The organism is Sphingomonas baiyangensis (assembly GCF_005144715.1).
In the GTDB taxonomy this organism is placed as follows: domain Bacteria; phylum Pseudomonadota; class Alphaproteobacteria; order Sphingomonadales; family Sphingomonadaceae; genus Sphingomonas; species Sphingomonas baiyangensis.
Window position 1 is genome coordinate 1,979,645 of the sequence record NZ_SWKR01000002.1, and the last position, 23,751, is coordinate 2,003,395.

28 protein-coding genes and 2 pseudogenes are annotated in these 23,751 nt (G+C 60.6%); 18 read left to right on the plus strand and 12 right to left on the minus strand.

Annotated features, from left to right (window positions below; all coding sequences use genetic code 11):
- The 4 genes from FBR43_RS12855 to FBR43_RS12870 all read right to left on the minus strand — a co-directional run bounded on the left by FBR43_RS12855 (position 1) and on the right by FBR43_RS12870 (position 3,216).
- Positions 1-507: a DUF3489 domain-containing protein gene (locus tag FBR43_RS12855; protein ID WP_136943481.1), complete on the minus strand. Its 507-nt coding sequence runs from the start codon at positions 505-507 to the stop codon at positions 1-3.
- Between the two features lie 240 nt (positions 508-747).
- Positions 748-1,815 carry an SDR family oxidoreductase gene (locus tag FBR43_RS12860; RefSeq protein ID WP_136943482.1) on the minus strand — a complete coding sequence of 356 codons (1,068 nt, stop codon included), beginning with the start codon at positions 1,813-1,815 and terminating at the stop codon, positions 748-750.
- 182 nt (positions 1,816-1,997) lie between these two features.
- The gene (locus FBR43_RS12865; protein WP_136943483.1) at positions 1,998-2,984 is read right to left on the minus strand and encodes a sensor domain-containing diguanylate cyclase; all 987 of its coding nucleotides are present in this window, start codon (positions 2,982-2,984) and stop codon (positions 1,998-2,000) included.
- The gene (locus FBR43_RS12870; RefSeq protein ID WP_136943484.1) at positions 2,977-3,216 is read right to left on the minus strand and encodes a hypothetical protein; all 240 of its coding nucleotides are present in this window, start codon (positions 3,214-3,216) and stop codon (positions 2,977-2,979) included. The genes FBR43_RS12865 and FBR43_RS12870 overlap by 8 nt, the downstream gene beginning before the upstream one ends.
- A gap of 664 nt (positions 3,217-3,880) precedes the next feature.
- Between FBR43_RS12870 and FBR43_RS12875 the strand changes: the two genes are divergently transcribed.
- Positions 3,881-4,264 carry a hypothetical protein gene (locus FBR43_RS12875; RefSeq protein ID WP_136943485.1) on the plus strand — a complete coding sequence of 128 codons (384 nt, stop codon included), beginning with the start codon at positions 3,881-3,883 and terminating at the stop codon, positions 4,262-4,264.
- 325 nt (positions 4,265-4,589) lie between these two features.
- On the opposite strand, the gene FBR43_RS12880 is transcribed toward FBR43_RS12875, so the two are convergent.
- Positions 4,590-5,180: an SOS response-associated peptidase gene (locus FBR43_RS12880; RefSeq protein ID WP_136943486.1), complete on the minus strand. Its 591-nt coding sequence runs from the start codon at positions 5,178-5,180 to the stop codon at positions 4,590-4,592.
- 345 nt (positions 5,181-5,525) lie between these two features.
- Here FBR43_RS12880 and FBR43_RS12885 point away from each other — a divergent pair, with 345 nt between their 5' ends.
- Positions 5,526-5,720, plus strand: a complete 195-nt coding sequence (locus FBR43_RS12885) for a DUF6961 family protein (protein WP_136943487.1) — start codon at positions 5,526-5,528, stop codon at positions 5,718-5,720.
- A gap of 284 nt (positions 5,721-6,004) precedes the next feature.
- On the opposite strand, the gene FBR43_RS16625 is transcribed toward FBR43_RS12885, so the two are convergent.
- The 3 genes from FBR43_RS16625 to FBR43_RS12900 form a co-directional block, all read right to left on the minus strand.
- The gene (locus FBR43_RS16625) at positions 6,005-6,100 is read right to left on the minus strand and encodes an excalibur calcium-binding domain-containing protein (protein ID WP_212611926.1); all 96 of its coding nucleotides are present in this window, start codon (positions 6,098-6,100) and stop codon (positions 6,005-6,007) included.
- A gap of 486 nt (positions 6,101-6,586) precedes the next feature.
- A complete protein-coding gene (locus FBR43_RS12895) occupies positions 6,587-7,069 on the minus strand; it encodes a DUF892 family protein (protein ID WP_136943488.1) in 483 nt (160 codons plus the stop codon).
- A gap of 204 nt (positions 7,070-7,273) precedes the next feature.
- Positions 7,274-8,242 (minus strand): alpha/beta fold hydrolase, encoded by a 969-nt coding sequence (locus tag FBR43_RS12900; protein WP_136943489.1) that lies wholly within the window; start codon positions 8,240-8,242, stop codon positions 7,274-7,276.
- Positions 8,243-8,441: 199 nt separating this feature from the next.
- Here FBR43_RS12900 and FBR43_RS12905 point away from each other — a divergent pair, with 199 nt between their 5' ends.
- The 4 genes from FBR43_RS12905 to FBR43_RS12920 all read left to right on the plus strand — a co-directional run bounded on the left by FBR43_RS12905 (position 8,442) and on the right by FBR43_RS12920 (position 10,211).
- Positions 8,442-8,792: a hypothetical protein gene (locus tag FBR43_RS12905; protein ID WP_136943490.1), complete on the plus strand. Its 351-nt coding sequence runs from the start codon at positions 8,442-8,444 to the stop codon at positions 8,790-8,792.
- Positions 8,793-8,833: 41 nt separating this feature from the next.
- Complete coding sequence (locus FBR43_RS12910) at positions 8,834-9,094, plus strand: hypothetical protein (RefSeq protein ID WP_136943491.1); 261 nt, start codon at positions 8,834-8,836, stop codon at positions 9,092-9,094.
- Positions 9,095-9,211: 117 nt separating this feature from the next.
- Positions 9,212-9,460: a DUF892 family protein gene (locus FBR43_RS12915; protein ID WP_249276671.1), complete on the plus strand. Its 249-nt coding sequence runs from the start codon at positions 9,212-9,214 to the stop codon at positions 9,458-9,460.
- 244 nt (positions 9,461-9,704) lie between these two features.
- Entirely contained in the window at positions 9,705-10,211 is a 507-nt protein-coding gene (locus FBR43_RS12920; RefSeq protein WP_136943492.1) for a MucR family transcriptional regulator, read from the plus strand.
- 331 nt (positions 10,212-10,542) lie between these two features.
- On the opposite strand, the gene FBR43_RS12925 is transcribed toward FBR43_RS12920, so the two are convergent.
- The 3 genes from FBR43_RS12925 to FBR43_RS12935 all read right to left on the minus strand — a co-directional run bounded on the left by FBR43_RS12925 (position 10,543) and on the right by FBR43_RS12935 (position 12,676).
- Positions 10,543-11,262, minus strand: coding sequence for a Crp/Fnr family transcriptional regulator (locus tag FBR43_RS12925; protein WP_136943493.1), 720 nt, complete (start codon positions 11,260-11,262; stop codon positions 10,543-10,545).
- On the minus strand, positions 11,259-11,510 hold the full coding sequence (locus tag FBR43_RS12930) for a DUF6894 family protein (RefSeq protein ID WP_136943494.1): 252 nt from the start codon (positions 11,508-11,510) through the stop codon (positions 11,259-11,261). Before FBR43_RS12930 ends, FBR43_RS12925 begins: the two co-directional genes overlap by 4 nt.
- Positions 11,511-11,728: 218 nt before the next feature.
- Entirely contained in the window at positions 11,729-12,676 is a 948-nt protein-coding gene (locus tag FBR43_RS12935; RefSeq protein WP_136943495.1) for a manganese catalase family protein, read from the minus strand.
- 710 nt (positions 12,677-13,386) lie between these two features.
- On the opposite strand from FBR43_RS12935, the pseudogene FBR43_RS12940 reads away from it, so the two are divergent.
- Positions 13,387-13,803: pseudogene (locus tag FBR43_RS12940) on the plus strand (DDE-type integrase/transposase/recombinase); the annotation flags it as partial.
- 74 nt (positions 13,804-13,877) lie between these two features.
- Here FBR43_RS12940 and FBR43_RS12945 read toward each other — a convergent pair.
- On the minus strand, positions 13,878-14,564 hold the full coding sequence (locus FBR43_RS12945; protein ID WP_136943497.1) for an SOS response-associated peptidase family protein: 687 nt from the start codon (positions 14,562-14,564) through the stop codon (positions 13,878-13,880).
- Between the two features lie 41 nt (positions 14,565-14,605).
- On the opposite strand from FBR43_RS12945, the gene FBR43_RS12950 reads away from it, so the two are divergent.
- From FBR43_RS12950 to FBR43_RS13000, 11 genes and pseudogenes are all read left to right on the plus strand, one after another.
- Positions 14,606-14,914 carry a hypothetical protein gene (locus FBR43_RS12950; protein ID WP_136943498.1) on the plus strand — a complete coding sequence of 103 codons (309 nt, stop codon included), beginning with the start codon at positions 14,606-14,608 and terminating at the stop codon, positions 14,912-14,914.
- A 367-nt stretch (positions 14,915-15,281) separates the two neighbouring features.
- Positions 15,282-15,998, plus strand: a complete 717-nt coding sequence (locus FBR43_RS12955) for an IS6 family transposase (protein ID WP_136943499.1) — start codon at positions 15,282-15,284, stop codon at positions 15,996-15,998.
- 82 nt (positions 15,999-16,080) lie between these two features.
- Positions 16,081-16,284 (plus strand): hypothetical protein, encoded by a 204-nt coding sequence (locus FBR43_RS12960; protein ID WP_136943500.1) that lies wholly within the window; start codon positions 16,081-16,083, stop codon positions 16,282-16,284.
- Positions 16,284-17,213: an alpha/beta fold hydrolase gene (locus FBR43_RS12965; RefSeq protein WP_136943501.1), complete on the plus strand. Its 930-nt coding sequence runs from the start codon at positions 16,284-16,286 to the stop codon at positions 17,211-17,213. Before FBR43_RS12960 ends, FBR43_RS12965 begins: the two co-directional genes overlap by 1 nt.
- Complete coding sequence (locus FBR43_RS12970) at positions 17,210-18,223, plus strand: NADPH:quinone oxidoreductase family protein (RefSeq protein WP_136943502.1); 1,014 nt, start codon at positions 17,210-17,212, stop codon at positions 18,221-18,223. The genes FBR43_RS12965 and FBR43_RS12970 overlap by 4 nt, the downstream gene beginning before the upstream one ends.
- Positions 18,216-19,361, plus strand: a complete 1,146-nt coding sequence (locus tag FBR43_RS12975) for a 2-hydroxyacyl-CoA dehydratase subunit D (protein ID WP_169542606.1) — start codon at positions 18,216-18,218, stop codon at positions 19,359-19,361. The genes FBR43_RS12970 and FBR43_RS12975 overlap by 8 nt, the downstream gene beginning before the upstream one ends.
- Positions 19,358-20,638, plus strand: coding sequence for a 2-hydroxyacyl-CoA dehydratase family protein (locus tag FBR43_RS12980; RefSeq protein WP_136943504.1), 1,281 nt, complete (start codon positions 19,358-19,360; stop codon positions 20,636-20,638). The genes FBR43_RS12975 and FBR43_RS12980 overlap by 4 nt, the downstream gene beginning before the upstream one ends.
- Before the next feature lie 5 nt (positions 20,639-20,643).
- Positions 20,644-21,141, plus strand: coding sequence for a MarR family winged helix-turn-helix transcriptional regulator (locus tag FBR43_RS12985; protein WP_212611927.1), 498 nt, complete (start codon positions 20,644-20,646; stop codon positions 21,139-21,141).
- Between the two features lie 12 nt (positions 21,142-21,153).
- Complete coding sequence (locus FBR43_RS12990; RefSeq protein ID WP_136943506.1) at positions 21,154-22,131, plus strand: ketopantoate reductase family protein; 978 nt, start codon at positions 21,154-21,156, stop codon at positions 22,129-22,131.
- A 45-nt stretch (positions 22,132-22,176) separates the two neighbouring features.
- A pseudogene (locus tag FBR43_RS16670) lies at positions 22,177-22,763 on the plus strand (IS6 family transposase); the annotation flags it as partial.
- 168 nt (positions 22,764-22,931) lie between these two features.
- A complete protein-coding gene (locus tag FBR43_RS13000) occupies positions 22,932-23,720 on the plus strand; it encodes a phytanoyl-CoA dioxygenase family protein (protein WP_136944216.1) in 789 nt (262 codons plus the stop codon).
- The last annotated feature ends 31 nt before the right edge of the window (positions 23,721-23,751 follow it).

Genomic DNA, 23,751 nt, shown 5'->3' on the forward strand with positions numbered 1-23,751 from the left:
TCACGACGCTGCCTCGATACGGTAGCAGGTCGCATCGCCACGCTTGCTGCGCTCGATTGCATGGCCCTTCTTGCGCAGGCCAGTGAGCGCCGCGCGTGTGGTGTGCGGCAGCCAACCGGTGGCCTCGATCAGCTCGCCAAGCGTTGCGCCGGTGTCGCGGCGAAGCAGGCTGATCACTGCCGCGCTCTTAGAGAGCCGCTTTACATCAGGTGCGGCTAGCGGCGCCGGCACCGAATCAACGCTGTCAACGTGCTTCGGACCTGCGTCGATCGCGGCCAGACCGGCAGCTGTGACGAACATGCCAAAGCGAAGGTCGCCGTCGGACCGATACACGTTTGCCAGGTCGCCAGTTTCGCGCTCATCGGCAAGCCCGCGAGCCACCAAGCCAGCGATCGCCTTGTCGGCGCGACCGGCGGCCAGCACTTCCGGCAGCGGATACAAACTGCCGCTATCGCGCTGCGCTGCCGCCGAGAGCAGGACACGCTGGGCATCGTTCAACTTCATCATCTTGGTGGTCTCCGCCGGAAGCGGCACCATCCCGCTCCCACCATCCACAGCCCCGTCGGTCGTCCCGATCGGAGCAGGCGCCCGTTCGTTCGGCGCGACTCGATGGACACGCTGTTCGCTCTGCTGCGCAGCAAAGTCGAATGGATATTTGGCGCGGGGAACGGTTAGGTGCTCCGCATGGCCTCGACATCGCCCAGAACAAACGATGCGTCGGCATGCATGATCACGAGCCGCGCGGATTCACTCTGATGCCTTTGAGCGCGCGGCAGATTGTTGCGTGGTGTCGAGTGGATGTTTCCGGCGCTGGGACGAAAGCCGCAATGCTAAAATGTACGCGCAGAGACCAAGCGCGATGCCCCCGCTGGCACCAGCCGGCAGCGTCTGCGCCTCCAGCGCCATACTGCTATTGCGCACGTAAACGTTTTGCGAACCGCGAACTGTGCCATCGCTGGTTGGCTCGTAAAGGTTGCCGCGCCTCGCCGACCCGCCGGGGTCACCAGGCTTTTGTTGAATGCGGGTTCCGATCAGTTCCATTACTCGATCGGTCATGCGCGGAGCCACCTGGCCGATAAGGGAGGACAGCACACCTGCGCCACCAACGTACAGCTGTCGCCTTGGGGTCGAGCAAGCGAATAAAACGGCATCGGCAACAAGTGCCGGATCATAGAGGGGCGGCGGAAGGCGCGGCGCATCACTCATATAATTTCTAGCATGTTCAGCGTATGGCGTGTTGATCGCGCCAGGCTTGATAAGCGTAACGGAGATGCCGGCACGCTCCTTCTCCAGCTCCATACGTAGCGCATCTGTCAGGGCTTGCACCGCATGTTTGGTGGCGGAATAGGGCCCTTGCTGGATAATCGCACGGTCGCCCAGAATCGACCCCAGATTGATGATCGCACCGCCGCCCCGCTTCCGCAAATGTTGTGCTGCAACGAGACAGCCATGCAACGTGCCAAAATAGTTGACGTCGAAGACGCGCTGGTGATCCTCGATCGAGACCTGCTCGACAGTGCCGTAGGTAGCCGCGGCAGCGTTGTTGATCCAACTGTCAAATCCGCCAAAGCGCTCGACGGCACAGGCTGCAAGTCGCTCGACATCAGCGACTTTGGCGACGTCGGTCTGCACAACGGCTACCCGCCCGCCCTGCTCCTCTAGTTGCAGTTTGATGATTTTGAGCGCCTCGAGATTGCGGGCGCCTAGAACAACTGCCGCGCCACGCTCGACAGCGGTGATAGCGGTCGCCAACCCGTTGCCGCTACTGGCGCCGGTAATGACGATCGTTTGTTGATGGAGTGCCTTTAGCTGCATAGGGCATAAAGGGCCGCGCGCCTTTCAGGGTTCCTACACATTTTCGGCACAAATCGGATGCATGCTGCCCCCGAGAGTTCGGGATCGCACTTTGGGTCTTGGGCTGCTCGATCGTCGTGATGCTGCCGTACAGTGCTCAAGAAACTGGCCGTCGCCTATGAAATCTCACGCGGCACCCACGGTTAGTGGTATTCGGCAACTCGCATACAATTGCGCCCCGCAGCTTTTGCCTCGTACAGCATCGCGTCAGCTTGCTTCAACCAGCTTTCGAACGAAGTCGTAGCTGATGTAAAGTAAGCCAACCCGAAGCTGGCGGTGATATGAATATTTGCAGAACCATTGATCGTTATAGGGTAGGCGGCGATCGCCTGACGCAGACGCTCGATGACAAATTGCGCGTCGTCACCTGTCGTTTCCGGCAGCAAAACCGCAAACTCCTCACCGCCCAGGCGACCGAAGACATCGCTAGGTCGCAGCGTTGCGCTTATGATCTCGGATATGGTTCTCAAAACTTGATCGCCAGCAGCGTGGCCATGGGTGTCGTTGACCGATTTAAAGTGATCGAGGTCAATCATAACCAGCGTGCCAAAGCGGCCGTTACGACGAGCGCGCGCGATCTCACGTTCAGCCTGTTCGACGAACCCACGCCGGGTGAGCGCGCCGGTCAGTTGATCGACCTGCGCTACCAGCCGAAGTTCCAGCTCATCGCAGACAATGCTGGCAAAGTTGGACAGAATGGCAATGTCGGCCGGGCTGAAGCGACGCGGCCGCGTATCCATCGCGCATAGCGATCCGACATTATAGCCCTCGGGCGTGCGCAGCGGGATGCCGGCATAGCTTTTGACGTAAGGGGGCCCCTGTACCAAGGGGCTGCGGGCAAAGCGCGGATCGCGGTCTGCATCTTCCACGATCAGCGGTTCGCGTTGCTGGATCGTATGCGTGCAGAACGAAACAGAGCGGGGCGTCTGATCGGCGTCGAACCCACGCTTGGCCTTGAACCACTGGCGGTCACGATCAACGAGCGTCACCGTCGCGATAGGCACAGCAAGCACAGTTCGAACAAGCGTGACGATCTTCTCGAAGGGCTGCTCAACTGCGGTGTCGAGCACGCCGAGCCGCTCCAATGCCGCAACGCGCGCAGGCTCATCGCTCAGCAGCGGATCAACCATGACGCTCTGCCTCCATCATGCTGCGGATCGCAGTCGTGAGCTCGTGGGCATAGCTATCTACGAGTAGACGCACACTCGCATCGATAGCGGCCCCGGCCATTCCGGCAGCGCGCATGCTGGCGATCAACGATGTCAGATGTGCCTGATGACGTCGCACGCTGGCAAGCAGCTGGACCGGAATTTCGAGCGGTTCCGCGACCGTAGGCGCAGGCTGAAGCTGATCGATACGCATGGCTCATCCTCAACGCGGCGTAGTCCTGCGTTAGGAGCAAAAAGTTAACGCGAAACCAAATGGGTGGGGGATAAAGGCCACGAAGATGCCCGACCGTTCGTATGGCAATCGCACTCCGCGGAAGCCATCTACCTACGGCCTCCGTTCTGTCAAAGGAAACGCCTCGCCCTCGGCTTGCAGGGCGACGATGACAGCAGATGCTGCTAGCCCGGGAAAGACTAGCCGCGGCCTTGACTCGCGCTCGATCGTGCATACCTCTCGTGTGCGGGCCGGGCCCCTCTGGCGCCTTTTTGGGAGGCGTGATGTCGGACCGCATCGGGTGATCTCGATGCTGGCCTGGTCGAAACAATCCGCATCGATGCATCCGATCTTTCAATCCTTTGATTGGAGAGAGGCATGAGCGTGCATGAGAATTACTTCTGGCGATTACACGGGGCACTCGATGAGCAGCCGCGTGTAGAGCGATATCCTGGTCAAATTACGCTCGCTGAACTCGGCCGCCCCGAGCTTCGCGCTGAAGATCAGATTTCGGCGTTCACATAGCGAACACACCGCGCTGGGTCACATTGCAAGCCTGTAGGTATGGTGGCCTGCAAGAGAGTTCGTCCAGAAAATAGGAACCCGTATGTTCATTCCAATAATGGCGCTAGTCGCCGCTTCTTCTATGCCCGCTGAAACGCTTACCCGCACGATTGACCTTCCCAGCGGTGCCGTGACTGCCGAGTATCGGGGCGACGTAGAGATTGCCACGAAGCAAATTGGAGCAGTCGCCCCCGGCGGGCGTCCATCGACGCTGCGCTGCAGCTGGACCGCTAGCCTCAATGTCGAGCGGCAGGCAACCGGCGGTGGCGTAATCGCTGCCCGCAGTTTCACCTTGCCCAAGGTTGCAGAAGGCAGCCGCTCAGGCTGGTGCGACGGTCAGCGTAAAGCGATAGGGAAGGAAGTTGCACAGCGAGTGCAAACCGGCGCGTATCTCGAAAGGGCAGCAAATGCCGATCGTGGGAAACTGCGAGCGGACTTCGACCAGCTGGCGTCGGCTCGTCGTTGAGGCCAAAGTGGGGCGCTTCTAATCGGAGCGCCCCGATATTGCCAGATATAATTCATTATAGCTGGCTGAACCAAAACCAACAGTAGCAGAGATCAATTGGTGAATTTGGTTCGGGGTATCAGACAGCACTAGATTTCGAGCGGCCGAAAGAACAGGGCGGCGATGTTGCTCACGCTTTCCGGCCCTGACCTTACCGCTAACGGATTTTCTTAAGCGACACGCTCTGCTTAAGCGCTCTACGCAGGTCGATAAGCTACACATTCTAGGAGAGGCAAATCCGCTCCTTGCTCAGTCCACCGCGAAGTATGGCTGGAATGGGCGCCTGCTAGCGCACTGTCATTAGCTGCGACGGAAATGGAGCAGCGAGCGCGAGCGCTTGATCGAGCGATCCGAATAGCCAGGTCAACTCGTCATCGATCGCGAGCAGCACTGGCATCGCTTTGGGATGGATCGGCGCGACGAGCGGATTAGGCTCGGTCGTCAGGAACGCCATCACCGGACCATTCTCGGTGGGGCGCCACACGCCGGCAAAGCTGGTGATCGGCTGCGACGGAACGTAGAACCAGCGCTCGAGCTTGCTGCCCGTCTCCCCCTCCCACTCACAAAATTCAGTGAACGCTACAAGGCAACGCCGCTCGGGGTTTTTCAGCGCGCTGCGCCAAAAGGGCGAGGCGTAGTTGCGTACGTTTGTGACGGCTTTCTCGATCGGCTTGCCTGATTTGCCCCGGATCGTGATCGGAAACCCCCAAGCCATCGCCTCGGCTGTCCGCACGCCATCTTGCTCGCGGATCGTCCAAGCGGCGCGCTTCGGGAATAGCTCGGGCGGTGGAATCGTGAGATCTGGCGGGAATGCAGCGATGCCGTAGCGCGCGGCAAGCTCGGCCTGGTTCGCCGTCATTCGATAGCGATTGCACATGGCCTATGATGACATAGCTCACCGCCCTGTCGAGAGCCGCTTTCCTACAACCCAGTCGTTCTGCTTTCGTTCGCGCTTAAAACGGAGGCGATTCGATGCGACAGGTATCCCGCGATCAGCTCATCACAAGCGTGCGCTTCACCATCGGGCGGGTGCGGCCGAGCATCCGCTCGATGCTCGACCATCACGACCCGAACACTCGAACCCGGGGCTGCGACATCATCGCTGAGATGGTCGTCGATGGACCCCTATCTCGATACGAGATACTCACCTCCGGGCCAATCCCGCCTTCCGAGATTGAAGGCTATGCAATCAATGGAAAGAGCTCCGAATAAGGAGAGAAGCGTGGCGATCAGCGACTGGGAAGTGTGGGCCTGCGCGCTCAACGTAGAGCGTGTTTACGGCGAAAAGGCGATGGATCATATTGAGGAGCGGATGAAGGACCTGTCGCAGGCCGGCGACAACAAGGGCCTTCTGACATGGCTCAGGATAGCTGATTGCCTCGATGACCTGCGACTGGCAAATCGGACGCCACACTAACCGCTCGACGTCATTCGTCGGCGCTCAGGCTGTCCTCGCTATTGCGCCGGCTTCGAGCGTATGAAAAAATTCGCAAGCCGAAAATGTACAAGGACACCTTTGTCCAATTTCTGGGTATGCGGCTCTTACTGCTGGAAAAAATCATCACGGCCGGTCCGAACTTGAGACCCGGGATCGCTGCCAGCATGCGCCCAGGGTGCAAGGTTGAAAGATCGCGACCATACTAAAGTATGAGAGGTCCAGTGCTTAACACCAGCCCGACGTCGCTATCCGCGGCTCAGAGGCTACTCCATCCTATACCCCCCGCGATCACGATCAAGATGTGAGCGATAGCCTGGATCGCCTGCACGTACGGGCGCTGCGCTAGCAGATCGAGCCACACTTCAACTACGGTAGTATACCGGCTCGGCTTCCTTGCTTACTTCAACGGCCTGCACTAGCGCCGGAAAAGGCTTTGGCATGTAGTAACGTTCGAACAGCCTACGTTTCGTTCTCAGGGTCGCTCGTCAGGCGCCCGGCCGCGAATGTGACCAGCACGACCAAAGCTAAGCTGCCCGAACCGTGCTGCTGCGATTGGCAGATAGCCACACGCGAACGTCTATCTGTCAATTGTTTCAGCGTCGCGCCGGTGAGGATACAGGCGAAATGAAGGCATCGCAAATCGCGAGCGGAGATGGCTCCCCGAAGTGTAATACATCAAACGAATGGTGGCAGGTGACCGGCCCTGACTAGGAAATGTGTTGTGGCTCCGCCTGTTGTCGCGGCGATTGATATGGAGCTTTGTCGCATCCCGAGCGTGACGCGCTTCGCCACTTAACGCACGCAGAGCCATGCCATCAGGATTACCTCGAGAATCCCCATACGCCTTAAGTCCTGTGACCAGTTTGGCTGACGATATATTGAAGCCTGACCTTCAGCGCTCGGTCAGCTGCAATGTCTTCGGTGCGAAGCTCTTCAGTTACCGCTAGGAGGTCAGAGATATTGATGCGGCGGGCGAGCGCGACCGCGGTTTCATGGGAAACAATCTCTGACGCCTTCGCCTTCCGGATCGCGCCAATCAGAGCAATGTCGAGCAGAGGCCCGGACAGAATTTGACGTGTGTCGCGCTCAGCGTCGTCGAGGATTCCTGCTATCCACAGATTTCGCGGACTAGCCATCTTAACACGTTCGGCTATACGCCTCGCCTGCACAGCCACTCGAGCTGCCTCAGTCGTTACCACCGCCACCAAAGTCCGATCAGAGCACTTCGCCGCCAACCCCGGGAGCCGTAAAGCTTGCGTAGTTTTCCCAGAGTGAAGGTCTTCAAGCGCGACATGCAGCAGTGCCGCCAAGGAATCGGTTTCGGCCATGATTTGTCAAATACTATCGACGCATTAGGTTCCCAAGGCTTTGTCGCTTTAGCGCTCGTATCATGAGACCCAATGCAGTGGGCTATGATCGCGATTCTGTATCTGCTTCTATCGTAGGCCTTGTCCTCTCCTTGCAAACAAATGCGACCACGTTTTGTAGATAGCTACCTCAAATTGGGCGACATAAGCGTAATGCCTCAAGAACTATGGACAGTGGCCGACCGCTAGGATCGCCGCTGCTACGCGCGACGGGCTGGTGTGGTGGATCATGTGCCCCACCCCTTCAATTCGCGTCTCCACCGCCTTAGGCAGTTGCTTGGCAAGGACCGGCGACTGGTCTTCCTGCTCCACCAACTTATCACCATCCCCCCAGACAATTGCGATGGGCAGGTCAAGTTCGTCGTAGCGCAGGGCCAGTCGCGCAGCAGATGCGGGCATCTGGCCGCTGTCGATCGCAGTCGCGCGTAGCTGCGATGGCCGAAGCATCAGCGCAAAGGGCGTGTTAGTAAGAAATGCATCGGTGGGATCGGCGGGCGAAAAGATGATCTTGTTGCCCAGGGGTCCGGTAATCCGGGTCTGTAGAGGCGCAACGGTGTTAGCGAAGACGTCACCTATACCAGGCGCACCGGCAATCGCAGCGATCGCCGCGTCGGGCCGCCCGGTCGGAAAATAATAGCCCGACAGCAGCGCAAGGCCGCTGATTGCCTCAGGGTTATTGAGTGCCCACGCCAGCGCTGGCAGCGTTCCCCAACTGTGACCAACCACCAGCGGTCGATCGATGCCAAGCTGGGCGCAGGCAGCTACCAGCAGCGATGCTTGCCGCTCCGGCGTCCAGTCGATGTCGCGCGGGCGACGGGTATAGCCATAGCCAGGCCGGTCGAACGCGATCACGCGGTGATTGTGAGAAAGCAAATCGACGAGCCCACTGACAACGAAATCCTCAACCAGCGAGGCACTGCCGTGGATCAGCACGATCGCTGGCCCAGCGCCGCGCTGATAATAATGCACGGGCATTCCATCGACCTCGACAAACGCACCGATCGGCGGATGATCGCGCTCGGCGCGCGCGGCCGACCAGCGGTTAAAGATCGCGGCACCGGCCAGCGTGGCAAGGCCTGCTCCGAACCAAGTTGCAGGGGCGCTGCGGGCTATAGGCTTGCGAACGTTGGCCATAATGATCCCAGATCAAAAAAGGTTGGGTTGTCGGCCAAAGCGTATCCGACGAGTTCGTGACGATGGCCGGGTTGCGACTGATACGCACAACAACCAGGGGTTTTGCCGAACGTTCCGCATCGAAAGAGACGCGGCAACACAACGACAGCGGCGGAACGTGCGGTTACGGCAAGGGTTAAGTCAGGGAGGGAGTGCTCCTATGACCCAAGGCCGAATTTCGAAGCCGAATACCTCAGTCTCATCGCGTCCTACTGCGTCCGCGATCGGAGACGGTCCCGGCTATTCGGGCCAGGAACATGGTTCCGTCGATCAGCGCGATGCCGACCACCCTCGAAAACCGGTACTGACCGGTCACGAGCACGCGATTACTGGTGCGGTCGCATCGGGGGTCGATTTGCGTGGATTGCCTGGCAATGCCGGCCGCCGCAGTGCGCTCGAGCAACGGACTGGTGAAGTTCATGGCAGCGGTGCCGGCGCGGGCGGCGGCAACCCTGGCGAGGATTATGACAGCGATACCGGCGGCGATCAAAGCGATGATGGTATGCGCTGATCGTCTTCTACGAAGCTTTTTTCTCCTATCAGGATATCTCCATGAGCGACAGAAAACCGATGCAGGCGAGCGGCCAGGATACCGATCGCAACGCGCCAGATGGCGTCAGCGACATCAAAATCAGCGGCAAGACGGGCAGCGAGAGCGCTGGCGCGGCCTACCCCAACCCGCATACGGGCAAGGACGGCAACCCTGATGCCGACAAACATGGTGGCCAAACGGAGATCGCCTATCACGGCCCTGGCCAGTTAGGCGAACAGAAGGTCGGCGAAACCCATAATGCGGTGACCGAAAACAACTAGCCTCGGCGTCGTTACCCTTGAGACTATGCTACAAGGTTATCCCCCATAGCAGGTAAAGAGGGGATCACCAGCCACACCACCGTCCTAAAAGAGCTAGTTGCTGGACAGGACGAGAAGATTTCGAAGGAGCACTGCAAGGCAATGGAAGGCCTTGTCGCGGAAGCCACCAAACATGCGCTCAAAGAGGGTCCGGACTCAGGTCCCGTTTTGGACGTGCTGATCATAGCGCAATATCAGCGCATGACTCATTACGCCATTGCTGGCTTCGGACTGCGGCGGCGTGCGCGAAGGCGCTGGATCTTAAGGACGACACCAGCAAGCTACGCGAAGCCACGAAAGAAATATATGGCGGCGACGATTACATGACCAAGCTTGCCGAAAGCTCCGTCAACGCCCGCGCCGAAGACGCTTGACCTGGTGCGTCCGCCTGGCCTGGAGGAACGGACGCTCCAACCGTAGTGAAAACTGATATGGCATTCTTGCTGACGTCAGGCTCTACCGCGCCGGATTGCAGAATGACCAGCGGCACAATATCTTGGCTATCGGACTAATATCGCATAGAGATATCCTTTGAATAAGCAGCCCGATGTGATCGTATATGGAGTTCAGAATGTCTGAAGAGATTAAACTAGATTCGATTAAGCTTGCTACGGAACTGACCATTGCATGGCTCGGCAATCAGAATAATCGCGCAGCTGCGGAGGATGTCCCAATCTTTCTCCGCCAGATGCACCGTACCATCAGCGAACTGGCCGGAACAACTGGAGCACCCGGCCAGGAACCTGTTTCGGAAGCGGATTCAGGATTCAATCCCGCGGTGACGGTTCGGAAATCTCTGGCATCGAAGGATCACATCCTTTCGATGATCGACGGCAAGCCATACAAGACGCTTCGCCGCCACCTCTCGAGACATGGTATGACTCCCGAGCAATATCGCGAGCGGTTTAATTTGAAGCCCGACTACCCGATGGTTGCTGAAAACTACTCGGAAGCCCGCCGGGCAATGGCACATAAAATCGGTCTCGGATCAAAAGGACGACAGGCCAGTGTTACCGCTGCTTCGAGTGAAGCAAAGCCCAAGCGCGCGCGCAAATCGCCAGTCAAGCCTGCGGAATAAAGTCCTGGGGCAGCGCTGAACCACGCGGGCCCGCGCTGAGTTTGTCACTTAGCTGCGGCGCCAGCCTCACGTTGGAGCGCCGAGCTCGGTTGGACCAAATCCAGATCGCCATGTGCTTGGCGGGAAATAAACGCAGACCGCGCAAGCTCCGCTTGCGCGTTTCAATTTAGAATTGGCAGCTAAATGGCTCCTCAAAATGCCAAGGTTCGCGGTATGAGAGCGGATCGGATTAGTTCGCTAGGGCACCGCCTGATAAGGTCTAGATCGGTGCAATTACCTTTGCAGCTCCCGTTCAAAAACCGCGGGGCGATCAAATTTACGACTTGGCAGGTCAGTCTTCCACCTCATGTAAATAAAGGAATGCCGGATCGAATTCAGCAGCTTTCTGAAGGCCACTTGTGTTATGTATTTCGACCTTTCCAGACCTGAATGTAACTAGCCCTTCTTCTCGAAGTGTCCGAAGCGATCGATTTATATGCACCGGAGTTAGCCCCAAACACTCCGCAAGGTCGGCTTGAGTCAACTTAAGCTGGTATCCTGTTTCGTCAGCCAGCCCCACCAAGGCCAAGCGAGCCTGAAGTTCACAAAAAAGATGTGCCACTCGCGACGCTGCATCGCGACGGCCCAAAGACAATTCCCACTCTCGATGAATGGCCGCGTCTAGATTGGTGGAGAACCAATAGACGCGGGTCAAATGCGGTTGATCATATGTAAGCGCTGTGAGCCGCTCATGAGGAACCAAAGCTACCCGACATGGGGTTAAGGTCATGATATTATGATCAAGACACTTTAATGAGAAGCTATGGAGGTCTGCAAAATCACCAGGAATATGCAATTCGGTAATTTGTCGCTGGCCATTTCTCAGATCCTTATAGCGACACATCAAACCATCGAGCAGAATTGTACTGTGGTGGAGCCTTTCTCCTGCATGGATGAAAGTTTTCCTGGCCTCGTATTGCCGGGTCTCGCTCACAAGCGCTCGAATTGATCCCTCTTCTTCTTCAGTTATAGTATGACGGGCTCGCGTCCGCATCAAATGCTTGTCTATCATGTATCCTCGGCTGGAAGGCGCAAATCGAACGCATCGATGAATGCAACGGTAAATGCCACGTCCTCGTTATCACACCAAACGTCAATCTCCCCGCTCAGGTCAAGCTTTCCGAGCAAGGCTTCCTCACATATTATCGAACGGATACTTTCGATGGCGATTCGCCGCGCTGCGCTGGCATCACATGCCAACTGGCCCTCCTCATCAGGCGTGAACCCATTCCCGTTTCGGACGTTGAACCAATAGCGCATCCTTCAACTCATCTAATTAATCGTGTTGAAAATCGAAAACTTAGGCATGGGGGGCAGCCGGCGTTTAGGTGGCATTCCATGACTTGCTAGCGCTTGGATCGGAACTTAATCTCACGCGCTTTCTGCCCGAACCCATCTTGTAACGCGGGCGCTAGTGGTGTGAACCACCGAAGCCAGCGAAACGATGGCCCGTCGGGTGATGCCGACGGGCCATCGCCTTACATCGCGTCCGCCAACTTCATGGCGTCTTGGATGTCGTCTGCGGCCCCCATATCCTGGGCGGTTACCCGGCCCGCTCCGGGGCCGGCACCAAGGTCGACACCAGTCGTAGGGTTCTCGCTTGTTGCCGACGCCGTACGCGCCGCAAGCGCTTCGGCGACCTCAGCATCGGTTGCATCGAGACCAACCGATGCCGTCCCGTCACCATCATCAATAGGCATTGTTAGCGTCAGATCGTCGATGCGGTCCCATTGCTCACCCGAATTCCATGGTCCTTCGACATCGCCATCGCCCTGCGACGTGTTGACATAGACGTTCGCATATTTCGCAATGCCGGGCAGTTTGCCCGACGGGAAATTGTTCTCGATCGCGTACAACGCCTTTTCGAACGACTTCTGATGCGCGATCTCTCGCGTCATCAGAAAGCCAAGCGCGTCCTTGATGCCGGGATCGTCAGTGACGTTAATCAACCGTTCGTACACAATCTTCGCGCGACTTTCGGCCGCAATGTTCGATCGTAGGTCACAGGTCGGATCGCCGCGGCTGTCGATATACGCCGCAGTCCACGGCACGCCCGACGAATTAGTTAACGACGGACCGCCACCATAAAGTAGTGATTGTGTGTGACTGTTTCCGCCTGCGGTCATAGACAAATAAAGCTCGGCTTCTTCCATAGCACTTTCTGCTAGCTGAGCTTTAGCACCCTTGTTCAGCATTGCTACGATCGATCCGATAACCTCCAAATGGCTAAGCTCCTCGGTGGCGATATCTATCAGTAGGTCCTTGCGCCCCGCGTCGGTTTCACCGAGGCCTTGGGTAAAGTAGCGCATCGCGGCAGCCAGTTCGCCATCTGCTCCACCAAACTGCTCGAGCATCAATGATGCTAGGACTGGGTTTGGCTCTGCTACACGGACCGTATATTGCAGCCGTTTATTGTGCATAAACATAGATTATCGTCCCAATTGGTCATGTACTGGAGGATAAACCGATGATTTTTCAGGTTGTTCCTGGAATTTACGTATCTTCCGGCTATTCTAATTTGGATTAGGGCGATTTTACTATTGCAACAACTAAACCGGATATACGACCCACCGACCATCTGTTTATGCTCGAAACGAACCGCTCGGTAAGAGAGCAATCGAAAGCGCAGCAATCCTGCGCCGCTGTGCGAGCCTTTTTCGCCGAGTTAATCCCAGGTGAGGTGGTGCGTCTGGTTGTGATGCACGTTGCTCTACGCTGTCGCCGCGGTAGGTCGAGGACCTGCTATTCGCGCGGGAGCATCGTGCTCAATGCCTGACGCGCGGGTAAAAGGCTGGTTCCGGGAACGACAGCCTTAACCGCGCTGGACTATACCCAAGCGTACCATTTCGCCCCGCGCGTATCGCTCGTACTGCTCAGCCAAAGCCAAATGTGAGCAACGGGCGGCTTTGTCGGTGGCCTTCTCAGCCATCTGGCGTTCCCGGCACGCGCGCTTGGTGTAGTAGTCTTTCCCCTCTGGCGTCATTCTGGCCTCCATAGCGCTTTCCCGCTCGTCCGACCGGACAACCGAGCACTTCGTTCGGTTTCAAGTCACGCGTAAGGGGGGCGGCTGTTCGTCGCTACATCCTAGGTTAGGACGAAAGTCTCTATCCGAATGACTTGGGCCGGGATGGTCTGCCTGTGGCCTGCCGTCGACCAGGAGGGCAAAGTCCACGAAAGCTACGTCACCAGGACCCGCAACAAGGACGCAGCGTTGCGCTTTATGAAGCGAGCACTCAAGCGACACGGTACGCCTGAAGCCATAACCACCGACGGCTTGCGATCCTACCGTGCGGCGATGAACGAGCTCGGCAACGCCGGGAAGCAGGAGATCGGCCGCTGGGCCAACAGCCGGGTGGAGAACAGACACCTGCCCTTCCGACAACGAGAGCGAGCGATGATGCAGTTTCAACAGATGAAGTCGCTGCAGAAGTTCGCCAGCGTGCACGCCAACGTCCACAACCTCTTCAATCTCGAACGCCATCTCGTCGACCGCCAGACCTTCAAGGAACGACGCTCGGCTGCCCTGGCTGAGTGGCAATCCTTCGCAAGCTAGGCCCCTGCCCTCAAAGACCGATCTGCATCGTGGGAGAGCTCTTTGCGTTAGACTGACAGCACCGACCGACGCCTCTAAAGGTTGAGGCTTGGTTGCTCGGGTTTGTTGTGGCTGCTGGCCTCACTGTCAGCGTCACCAGTTTTGGCGCGCGTATTCTCGGCCTGCGTCACTAACATAATCTGTGACGGGAACGGCTTGACGAGGGTCAACACCTCGTCGAACGAACCCGTCAGCCAGCGTTCCTCGTGGCCCTCGTCAAGCAGCACCGGCATTGCCTTGGTTTGGATCGGCGCGACGAGCGGGTTCGGCTCGGTCGTCAAAAAAGCGAACACCGCGCCGCTATCGGTCGATCGCCAGACGCCCGCGAAACTGACAATCGGGCGGCTTGGTACGTCGAACCAAAACAGCGGGCGCTTGCCGGTGGGGCCGGGGCCATATTCGCTGAAACTGGTGAACAGCACGAGGCAGCGACGTGCCGGGTCTGCGAGCGCCGACTTCCAGAACGGAGATGTGTAGTTGCGGACGTTTGTCACCTTGGTGTCGAGCATGATCGGTTTGCCGGAAACCTTGTCGATCCGTTTGCCGGAAACCTTGCGCGGGAAGCCCCATGTCATTTTGTCCAGCCGCCGCCCTTCGGCATCCTGCCGGATCACCCATGCGTCGCGATCGGGCAACAGCTCAGGCGGCGGGAACGTCGCGTCCTCAGGATAGACCGCGCCAACACCGTATCGCGCGGCCAGTTCGGCTTGCTTGGCTGTCATGCGATATCGGTTTCACATGATGATATCCTGCAAGTTGAAAGTTGGCGCCATTCCTCACGACTGCTTATCGCGGCATTCTTGACCAGGTCAAAAAGCCGTATCGCGAAATGCGAACGGATCGATTTTCACGCGTAGCGCTTGAGCCAATTCCGAGTCAGCGTGGATCGACCGTGGAAACTGACCTTGAAAGACTGGCCCGATTGGCGCGCGAATGCCGCTCCGCCGCCCGCGCGACGACCCTCGATCACGTTCGTGACGAGCTTGAACGCATGGCGCGCGAGCATGAGGACCGAGCCGCCAAACTTCAATTCGAAGCATGCACGCAGGTGCGGATGCCTCCTGTCGCCTGACCCATTCGCCCTTATTCGTTGCCTCTAGTACCGAGGTGGATCGAAACGGGCTTTGAATGATTCCTCTCGCCAACTGGACGGGGTAGCCGCTTTAGCCGCCAGCCTCGCATAGCGGACGGAGCGTCAAATGATGCCTAGCGAGAGCGCAATCGCGCTTCTGCAACAGCAGACCGGCATGGACCGCATGCAGGCAATCTATCATCTCAGGGCGCGCGAAACGCTCAGTCGTGCGGCGCTCTTGGTTAAAGGCGTGCGGCTGAGGCCGCGACTTTGAAAATCTGGCGTGACGTTCAAACCAGAACCTCGCTAGCTGGCTCTGTCAGACCAAATGCACCGCTCGTTAGCGGCCAGCTGGTAATGGGGTCGCATGCCCCGCCCGCGCAAACCCGCTAGCCCGTTCCGGTACTTCAATTCATCGCCGGAGGTGATCCGCCTGGTGGTGATGATGTACGTCCGCTTCCCGCTGTCGCTGCGCAATGTCGAGGACCTGCTGTTCGAGCGCGGGATCGATATCAGCCATGAGACGGTGCGGATGTGGTGGAACCGGTTCGGCCCGATGTTTGCCGGCGATATCCGGCGCCAGCGAAGGTCGGCGATGCGAGGGTTCCGTCACTGGCGGTGGCATCTCGATGAGATGTACGTCAAGCTCAACGGCGAGATGGTCTACCTATGGCGAGCCGTCGACCAGGAAGGCGAGATCCTCGAGAGCTTCGTCACCAGGGCCCGCGACAAGGACGCAGCGCTGCGCTTCATGAAGCGGGCGCTCAAACATCACAGTGCGCCTTATGCCATCACCACCGACGGCCTGCGATCCTATCGTGCGGCGATGAACGAGCTCGGAAACACCGCGAAGCAGGAGGTCGGCCGCTGGGTCAACAACCGGGTGGAGAACAGCCACCTGCCCTTCCGACGAAGAGAGCGAGCAATGCTGCGGTTCCGGCGAATGAAGTCACTGCAGAAGTTCGCCAGCGTGCACGCCAACATCCACAACCACTTCAATCTCGAACGCCATCTCGTCGACCGCCAGACCTTTAAGGAACGACGCTCAGCCGCACTGGCTGAGTGGCAATCCTTTGCAAGCTAGGTCCTGCCCTCAAAGACCCAGCTCCATCCTGGGGAGAGCAGTTCGCATTAGACTGACAGCACCCGTCACGCCATTCCAAGAAGTGAAGAGCTGGAACCCGATCGACCTCGACATCAGCTACGAAATCCAGAGCGGCGGCATCCTCGACGGGCTGTCGCTGGGCATCGCCGTCACCAACGTGCTCGACGAGGACCCGCCGTTCGTGAACATCGCCGGCGGCTGGGATCCGGGCCAGGCCAGCGCGCTGGGCCGGCTGGTCGCCTTCACGCTCGCCAAGCGGTTTTGATGGACGACGGTGCCGCCGACCTGCCGCTGGCGCGGTTCGAAGGCGCGCCGCCGCCACGCTCGCCATGGCTCGCCGATACGCTGGCGATGTCGCCCGAGCGGACGCGCTTCGCCTGCGAGGGTGCCGGCATCGAACTGCTGACCTGGGGCGAGGCCGGCAAGCCCGGCCTCCTCTTCCTCCACGGCAACGGTGCCCATGCCGACTGGTGGAGCTTCATCGCCCCCGCCTTCGCCGCGAGCCATCGCTGCGCCGCGATCTCGTGGAGCGGCATGGGAGGGTCGGACTGGCGCGACGGCTATTCGATCGAGGGCTATGCGCGCGAGCTGCTCGGCACGATCGACGCCGCCGGCCTCGATCAGGCAGGTCCGCCCATCGTCGTGGGACATAGTTTCGGCGGCATTCCATTGATGTACGCAGCGGTGCACCACGGCAATCGCATCGGCGGCGGCATCATGGTCGACAGCTTCGTGCCCCCGCGCGAGCGGCCGGCGCCCGACTGGGCGGTTTCGGGGAAGGCACCGCCGCGCTATGCCAGCGAAGCCGCGATCGTCGCGCGCTACCGCTTCGCGCCGCCGCAGGACAGCGCGCATCCCGACATCGTCGATCATCTCGCGCGCGGCTCGGTGCGCGTTGCCGCCGACGGATCGGGCGAGTGGATGTGGCGGTTCGATCCGCGCATGTGGGCGACGCTCGATCGCAGCGGCGCCGATCCGCTAGTCGAACGCGCGGGCGTCCCGTTCGGCATCCTGCACGGAGAGCTATCGGCGCTGGTATCGGCGGATCATGCCGAACGGCTGGCGGCGCGACTGCCCGACTGCCGCTTCGTCGCCGCGATCCCGCGTGCACGGCATCACATCATGGTCGACGAGCCGATCGCGCTGATCGCGGCGCTGCGCGTCGGCATCGCAACCTTGGAGCACCGAACATGAAGATGTGGGCAAGCACCGCGATCGGCGGACCCGACACGCTGGCGCTGTATGATGCGGCGCCTCCGGTGCCCGCGCCGGGCGAGGTGCTCGTCGCCATCGAGGCGTGCGGCATCAACTTCCCCGACAGCCTCATCATCGAGGATCGCTATCAGTTCAAGCCGGCGCGCCCCTTTGCGCCGGGCGGTGAGATCGCTGGAATCGTGCGGGACGTCGGCGAGGGCGTCACCGCGCTTTCGATCGGCGACCGCGTGATCGCGCGCACCGGATGGGGCGGCCTTGCCGGCTTCGTCGCGGTGCCTGTATCCATCTGCGCGGTGATGCCGCCCGACATGCCGTTCGAGGAAGGTGCGGCCTTCCTGTTCACCTACGCCACCGCCTATCACGCGCTGGTACAGCGCGCGCGCATCGCACAGGGCGAGCGCGTGCTCGTGCTGGGAGGCGCCGGCGGCACGGGTGTGGCGACGATCGAACTTGCCAAGGCGTTCGGCGCGACGGTGTGCGCGGCGGTATCGAGCGACGAGAAAGCCGATTTCGCGCGCGCCTGCGGTGCCGACGAGACGATCGTCTATCCGCCCGGCCCGCTCGACAGCGACGCCGCGCGTGCGCTTGGCACGCAGTTCAAGGCGTTCGGCGGTTCCGACGGGATCGACATCGTGTTCGATCCGGTGGGCGGCGACTATGCCGAACCCGCGCTCCGCGCGATGGCGTGGAAAGGGCGCTACCTTGTCGTCGGGTTCACGGCGGGCATTCCCCGGCTGCCGTTCAACCTGCCGCTGCTCAAGGGGTGCGAGATCGTGGGGGTATTCAACGGCGGCCTCAATGCCAACGAGCCCGCGGTGGCCGAAGCCAATATCCGCGCGCTCATCGCGCTGTACGGTGAGGGCAAGCTGCGCCCGCGCGTGTCGCACATATATGCCTTCGCCGACGGGCCGCGCGCGATCGAGGCGATCGCCGCGCGTGGAGCGCTCGGCAAGCTGGTGGTGCGCGTCGGCGAGCCGGCCCGTGACTGACGCCGCCCTCGCGCGACTGCGCGCCGCCTATGCCGATCCCGCGGCCGAAGTTGCGCGTGCGCACGCAGCCGGCACGCCGGTTGTCGGCTATTTCCTCAATTCGGTGCCGATCGAACTCGTACTTGCCGCCGGGATGCATCCGATCCGCCTGACCGGCCGCACCGAACGCACCCCCGTGCGCGCCGACCGGTACATGGAGGAGTATTTCGACGGCGAGGTACGCGCCATCTTCGAAGCGCTGCTAGCCGGCGAGCACGCCGCGCTTGATCTGCTCGTGGTGCCGCGATCGGCCGAAATCTATCTCCAGCTCTATTACTGGATCGGCGAGATACCGCGTTGGGAACCCGAGGTCGCGCTGCCGCCGGCCTGGCTGTTCGACCTGTTGCAGACGCCGTCCTACACCACCACGCGCTATGTGATCGGCCGGCTGCACGCGATGGCCGAACGGTTGCACCGCGCGGGGGGCGTGGTCATCGACGATGCGCGCCTGGCAGGCGGCATCGCGCTCGCCAATCGCCTTCGCGCTGCGGTGACGGCGGCGAGCACACTTTGGCACGGCGAAGCTCCGCGACTGAGCGGGGCCGATGCACTGCACGTCATCGCCGCCGCGCAGATCCTGCACCCCGACGAAGCCATCGCCGTGCTTGAGGCACTGGTCGGCAATCCCCCCGCGCCGATCCAGCGCAGCGGCCCCCGGCTGATGGTGAAGGGCAGCCCGCAGCATCATACGCGCTTCACCATGCTGGTGGAGGATTGCGGCGCCCGCGTCGTCGCGCACGATCATATCGCGGGCGATCGAATCTTCGAGCGGCCCGTCCGCGAGAGCGGCGATCCGTGGGAAGCGCTGGCGCTCCATTATCAGCGTGAGATACCGGGGCCTCGCGCCTATCCGCAAGCGCGCGAGGACGCGCGGTTCCTTGCCTTGGCCGAGGCAGCGGCGGTCGATGGGGTCGTCATCATCCACGACGAGTGGGACGACACGCTCGGCTGGGAATATCCCGACCAGAAGCGGGCGATGGATGCACGCGGATTGCCGTCGCTGTTCCTCAAGCGCCAGTCTTGGTTCGCCCCGCCCGAGGCCGCGCAGCGCGCCGCGATCGGCGGCTTCATCGACCAGATCGAACGGGGCCGCGCATGACCGATCCGCAGGATAAGATGGTCGCGACGGTCGCGGCGCAGGCGCACCAGAAGGCGACGCAGGCGCGGTTCCGCGAGGAAGTGATCGAAGGCGGCGGCGACTATGTGATCGCCGACGCCGTGACGCCGCACGAGATATTCCACACGATGGACATCCCGGTGATCTCGCTCGCCTGGTATTCGGCGGTGATCGCGGCGAAGCGGCTTTCGCCCTATTATTTCGATCTGATGGACCGGCTCGGCTATCATGACGGCCTGCCGCGCTACGGCAGCCTTCCCTTCATGACCACGCTCGACGGCGATCCCGAGCGCGCGCCCTATGGCGGGCTGCCGCGACCGATGCTCATCCTGGAGCGGCTGCGCGGCGATGTCGGGCAAAAGATCGGCGAGCAATGGGCCGGCGCGTTCGACGGCGTGCCATTGGTCGCGCTCGACAGCTCGTCGGTGAGCGAGCTTCGTTCCGGCTGGCACAAGCGCGCGCAGCACGACTGGGAGGAACTCTACGAAACGCCGCGCCTCGATTTCCAGACCGAGCAGCTGCGCGACCTGATCGCCGTCACCGAGACATTGTCGCACCGCACGTTTGATGCGGCCGAGTTCCGCGCGGTGATGCACCGCGTGAACCGCGCGGGCGAACTCGTCGACCGCGCCAAGCGGATCATCGCACGCACGCGCCCGGCGCCGGTCGCGCTGCCCGAACAGCTCACCAACATCATGGCGGCCACCTGGTCGCGCGGCAGCCAGTGGGCGATCGACCATCTCGAAGCCTATTGCGCGGAGCTCGAAGCGCGCGCGGCCGCCGGCGTGGCGGCGTGCCCCAACGAGCGCGTGCGGCTGCTGTGGGTGAACAACGGCCTGTGGTTCAACACCGGCTTCTACCGCGCGTTCGAGGAGCGCTATGGCGCGGTGTTCGTGTGGTCGATGTATTCGAACTTCTTCTCCGACGGATACCGTAAGTATTTCGATGACGGCGTCGATCCGCTGCGCGCGCTCGCGGCGCGGCATATCTCGATGAACGAGCAATTGCATCTGCCCGGCTGGATGTCCGAATGGATCATCGAGCAGGCGCGCGACTATCAGTGCGACGCCGCGGTCATGCTGGTGCCGGTGGGCGACCGGCTGGCAGCGTTCGGCACCAAGCTATGCGCCATGGCGCTGGAGCGGGCGGGTATTCCGGTGCTGACGCTGACCGCCAGCATGGTCGACGCGCGGCTGTGGGACAATGATGCAATGATTGCTAAGGTCGGCCAGTTTCTGGAGGACCGCGTACTCACATGACACGAATGCCGCCGCGCGATGTGCAACCCGAAATCTCGCCCCCCAGCGCATCGGTTCGGGGTGTCGCGGGCAATTTTTCGATGGGGGTCCTCGACGATCTGCTCAATTTCCGGTTGCGGCGCATCCGCAACCATTTGACCGAAAAGTATCGCCTCGAGACTCTAAAGCTCGGACAGCGCGCAGGCGCCTTCAGTGTTCTGGCCTTGATCGACGCCAATCCCGGCATCTCGCAGATCGATCTCGCGCGGTTCGGGGGATATGACCAGACTGCGCTGGTTGGCATCATCGACGACATGGAAAAGCGCGGCTGGGCAACGCGTGCGCGCGATCCCTCTGACCGACGGCGCCATATGGTCAACATCACCGACCAAGGGCGGGAAGCACTGGCCGAGTTGTTCGCCGCTGCGCAGGAGAATGAGCGCGAAGCACGCGAGGCGCTAACGCCTGAGGAACTGGAGGTATTCCGCGTCTGGCTCGACAAGATCTATCGTCAGTTGCTGTGAGCGGCTGACATCATGCGCATCTGCATGTTCGGAGCGGGCGCAGTCGGCGGCAACCTCGGGGTTCGTCTGGCCGCTGCAGGATACCCGCTCTCCGTAGTTGCTCGTGGTCCCACGCTCGATGCAATTCGGCAGCACGGATGGCGCCTGATTGCGGGGGATCAGCAACTGACGGCCCGCGTAGCTGCGTCGGATGATCCTGCCGAACTTGGCGTTCATGACGTGGTTATTGTAACGGTGAAGGCCCATCAGCTAGACAGCTTTGCCGCGATTGCACCGCCGCTGCTCGGGCCGGCCACATTGGTGGTGTTCGCGCAGAACGGCATCCCATGGTGGTATTCCGCAGACACGGCAGGCAGCATTCTCGATCCTGATGGCGTGATCGAACACACCGTTGGGCGGGCGCGTAGCATCGGTGCGGTCGTTTACTCGGCCAATAGTGTGGAAGCACCAGGCTTGGTCCGAAACGATTCGGTCGGGCGAAACCGGTTATTGTTAGGCGCAATAGGCTTTGGCGCGTCTGAAAGGCTAACCGCGCTCCAAGCAGCGCTAGCGACAGCAAGCATCGAATCCCCCGCAACAGCGGATTTGCGTGCGGCAGTTTGGCGCAAACTGATTGCCAATGTGACCGTTTCGGTTCCCGCGCTTTTGGCTGGTCGAAGTTCACGTGAGGTCTTTGACGATCCGGTTCTTGGCCCTGAGGGCGCTGCTATTGCGGCCGAGCTGGTGCAGGTCGCACAGGCCGACGGCGTCACCATAGACGCCTCTCGTCCGCGACCAGCGGCAGGCCATTCGAGCTCGTTGTTGCAGGATGCGCGCGCTGGTCGGCCGCTTGAAACCGCCGCGCTGCTCGACGCGCCGCAAGCCATCGCGCGCGCGCGCGGTATTTCTACCCCGCGCTTCGATCAGTTGTGTGAGCGAGTTCGACAACGCGTTCAAGCGAATGCGCGAGGGACGAGTTCACCGGCGGGGACGCTGTCAGAGGCTCTGTGAAACCAAACGCACCCCTCCTTAGCGGCCAATCGATAGTGTGGTTGCATGCCCCGTCTGCGCAAACCTGATAGCCCGTTCCGGTATTTCAATTCATCGCCGTGAGGTAATCCGTCTGGTGGTCGTTATGTACGTCCGCTTCCCATTGTGGCTGCGGAATATCGAAGACCTGCTGTTCGAGCGCGGATCGATATCAGCCATGAGACGGTGGGGGTGTGGTGGAACCGGTTCGGGCCGATGTTCGCCGGCGATATCCGGCGGCAGCGGGTATCAGTGATGCGAGGGTTCCGTCACTGGCGATAGTATCTCGATGAGATGTACGTGAAGCTCAATGCCGAGATGGTCTACCTGTGGCGCGCGGTCGTCAAAAAAGGCGATATCCTCGAAAGCTACGCCACCAGGAGCCAAGACAAGGACGCAGCGCTGCGCTTCATGAAGCGGGCGCTCGAGCGACACGGTGCCACTGAAGCCATCACCACCGACGGCCTGCGCTCCTACCGCGCGGCAATGAACGAGCTCGGGAACGCCGGGAAGCAGGAGATTGGCCGCTGGGTCAATAACCGGGTGGAGAACAGCCACCTGCCCTTCGACGACGAGAGCGAGCAATTCTACGGTTCCAGCGGACTCGCAAGCTAGACTCCAGCCCTCAAAGACCGAGTGCTTTCCTGGGAGGGGCGGTTCGCATTAGACTGAGAGCACCCCCGCCAGCTTCATCTTCGCACGGCACGATTTGCAAATGCCAGTTGTGCGGGCAATGTGCACGAGGCGCGGAGTCTGCGCCATCTGCCGGGCAAGGGGTTGCGATGCACGATCATAATCGCGTTTCCTTCGCGTCGACAGCCGACCATGGGTGCGCGGTGGCGGCTGCGGTGGCCCACCTCCGCCGCGATGGCGTCGTGGTGCTCGACGATCTGATCGACCGAAATCTTCTTGCCGAATGCAGCGAGATGGTGACAGCGCGCCACCCTGACATGGCTCTTCCTGACCGCGCGCAGTATTTCGGCCCCTATGTCGGGCGCCACACCATTCCATTGCAGATCGATGGCGCGTTGGCCGATCCCGCCGTCCTGTTGCCAAAGCCGGTTGCTCGCATTGCCGCCACGTTGCTGGACGACACGTTCAAGATCGATTCGGTCGGACTACTGGTTGCGGTTCCTGGCGCTCCCGATCAGACCGCGCACCGTGATGCCTGGCTCTACCCAAGGCAGGGGGTCGACCATCTACTACCTGCGTTCGCGCTAGCCTTCGCGGTGCCGCTGGTCAGAATGGACGAGGCCAGTGGGCGCACCGCCTTCTGGCGTGGGAGTCATCGCACACCTGGCGCCACGCCGGCTACCTTACATGATCTTGCGCCGACACTCGATCCCGGTTCGGCCATCATGTGGGACTACCGAATTCACCATCGCGGACTGGCGAACAACCGCGATGTGCCTAGACCGGTTATCTTCAGCGCGCTGTCGCGCGAGTGGTGGGTCGAGATCGACCCACCAGAAGCAAAGCACTATCGGAAGCTGAAGATTTCCCGCAGTGCTTTCGAAGCGTTCGGTTCAAGGTGGCAGGCGCGGCTGAGCCGTGCAAGCATCGAGAACTGACTTGCTGCAGCCGACCAAGCCGCGCCCACCA

Bases quoted from the DNA above. Each gene is read 5' to 3' on its own strand.
- FBR43_RS12880 (WP_136943486.1), bottom strand. From the start codon at position 5,180: ATGTGCAATCGCTATCGAATGACGGCGAACCAGGCCGAGCTTGCCGCG.
- FBR43_RS12870 (WP_136943484.1), bottom strand. From the start codon at position 3,216: ATGCGTATCGATCAGCTTCAGCCTGCGCCTACGGTCGCGGAACCGCTC.
- FBR43_RS12990 (WP_136943506.1), top strand. From the start codon at position 21,154: ATGCGCATCTGCATGTTCGGAGCGGGCGCAGTCGGCGGCAACCTCGGG.
- FBR43_RS12855 (WP_136943481.1), bottom strand. From the start codon at position 507: ATGATGAAGTTGAACGATGCCCAGCGTGTCCTGCTCTCGGCGGCAGCG.
- FBR43_RS12895 (WP_136943488.1), bottom strand. From the start codon at position 7,069: ATGGCCGAAACCGATTCCTTGGCGGCACTGCTGCATGTCGCGCTTGAA.
- FBR43_RS12900 (WP_136943489.1), bottom strand. From the start codon at position 8,242: ATGGCCAACGTTCGCAAGCCTATAGCCCGCAGCGCCCCTGCAACTTGG.
- FBR43_RS12980 (WP_136943504.1), top strand. From the start codon at position 19,358: ATGACCGATCCGCAGGATAAGATGGTCGCGACGGTCGCGGCGCAGGCG.
- FBR43_RS12945 (WP_136943497.1), bottom strand. From the start codon at position 14,564: ATGACAGCCAAGCAAGCCGAACTGGCCGCGCGATACGGTGTTGGCGCG.
- FBR43_RS12905 (WP_136943490.1), top strand. From the start codon at position 8,442: ATGACCCAAGGCCGAATTTCGAAGCCGAATACCTCAGTCTCATCGCGT.
- FBR43_RS12965 (WP_136943501.1), top strand. From the start codon at position 16,284: ATGGACGACGGTGCCGCCGACCTGCCGCTGGCGCGGTTCGAAGGCGCG.
- FBR43_RS12865 (WP_136943483.1), bottom strand. From the start codon at position 2,984: ATGGTTGATCCGCTGCTGAGCGATGAGCCTGCGCGCGTTGCGGCATTG.
- FBR43_RS12935 (WP_136943495.1), bottom strand. From the start codon at position 12,676: ATGTTTATGCACAATAAACGGCTGCAATATACGGTCCGTGTAGCAGAG.
- FBR43_RS12925 (WP_136943493.1), bottom strand. From the start codon at position 11,262: ATGATAGACAAGCATTTGATGCGGACGCGAGCCCGTCATACTATAACT.
- FBR43_RS12860 (WP_136943482.1), bottom strand. From the start codon at position 1,815: ATGCAGCTAAAGGCACTCCATCAACAAACGATCGTCATTACCGGCGCC.
- FBR43_RS12920 (WP_136943492.1), top strand. From the start codon at position 9,705: ATGTCTGAAGAGATTAAACTAGATTCGATTAAGCTTGCTACGGAACTG.
- FBR43_RS12955 (WP_136943499.1), top strand. From the start codon at position 15,282: ATGCCCCGCCCGCGCAAACCCGCTAGCCCGTTCCGGTACTTCAATTCA.
- FBR43_RS12875 (WP_136943485.1), top strand. From the start codon at position 3,881: ATGCCCGCTGAAACGCTTACCCGCACGATTGACCTTCCCAGCGGTGCC.
- FBR43_RS13000 (WP_136944216.1), top strand. From the start codon at position 22,932: ATGCACGATCATAATCGCGTTTCCTTCGCGTCGACAGCCGACCATGGG.
- FBR43_RS12910 (WP_136943491.1), top strand. From the start codon at position 8,834: ATGAGCGACAGAAAACCGATGCAGGCGAGCGGCCAGGATACCGATCGC.
- FBR43_RS12970 (WP_136943502.1), top strand. From the start codon at position 17,210: ATGAAGATGTGGGCAAGCACCGCGATCGGCGGACCCGACACGCTGGCG.
- FBR43_RS12985 (WP_212611927.1), top strand. From the start codon at position 20,644: ATGCCGCCGCGCGATGTGCAACCCGAAATCTCGCCCCCCAGCGCATCG.
- FBR43_RS12930 (WP_136943494.1), bottom strand. From the start codon at position 11,510: ATGCGCTATTGGTTCAACGTCCGAAACGGGAATGGGTTCACGCCTGAT.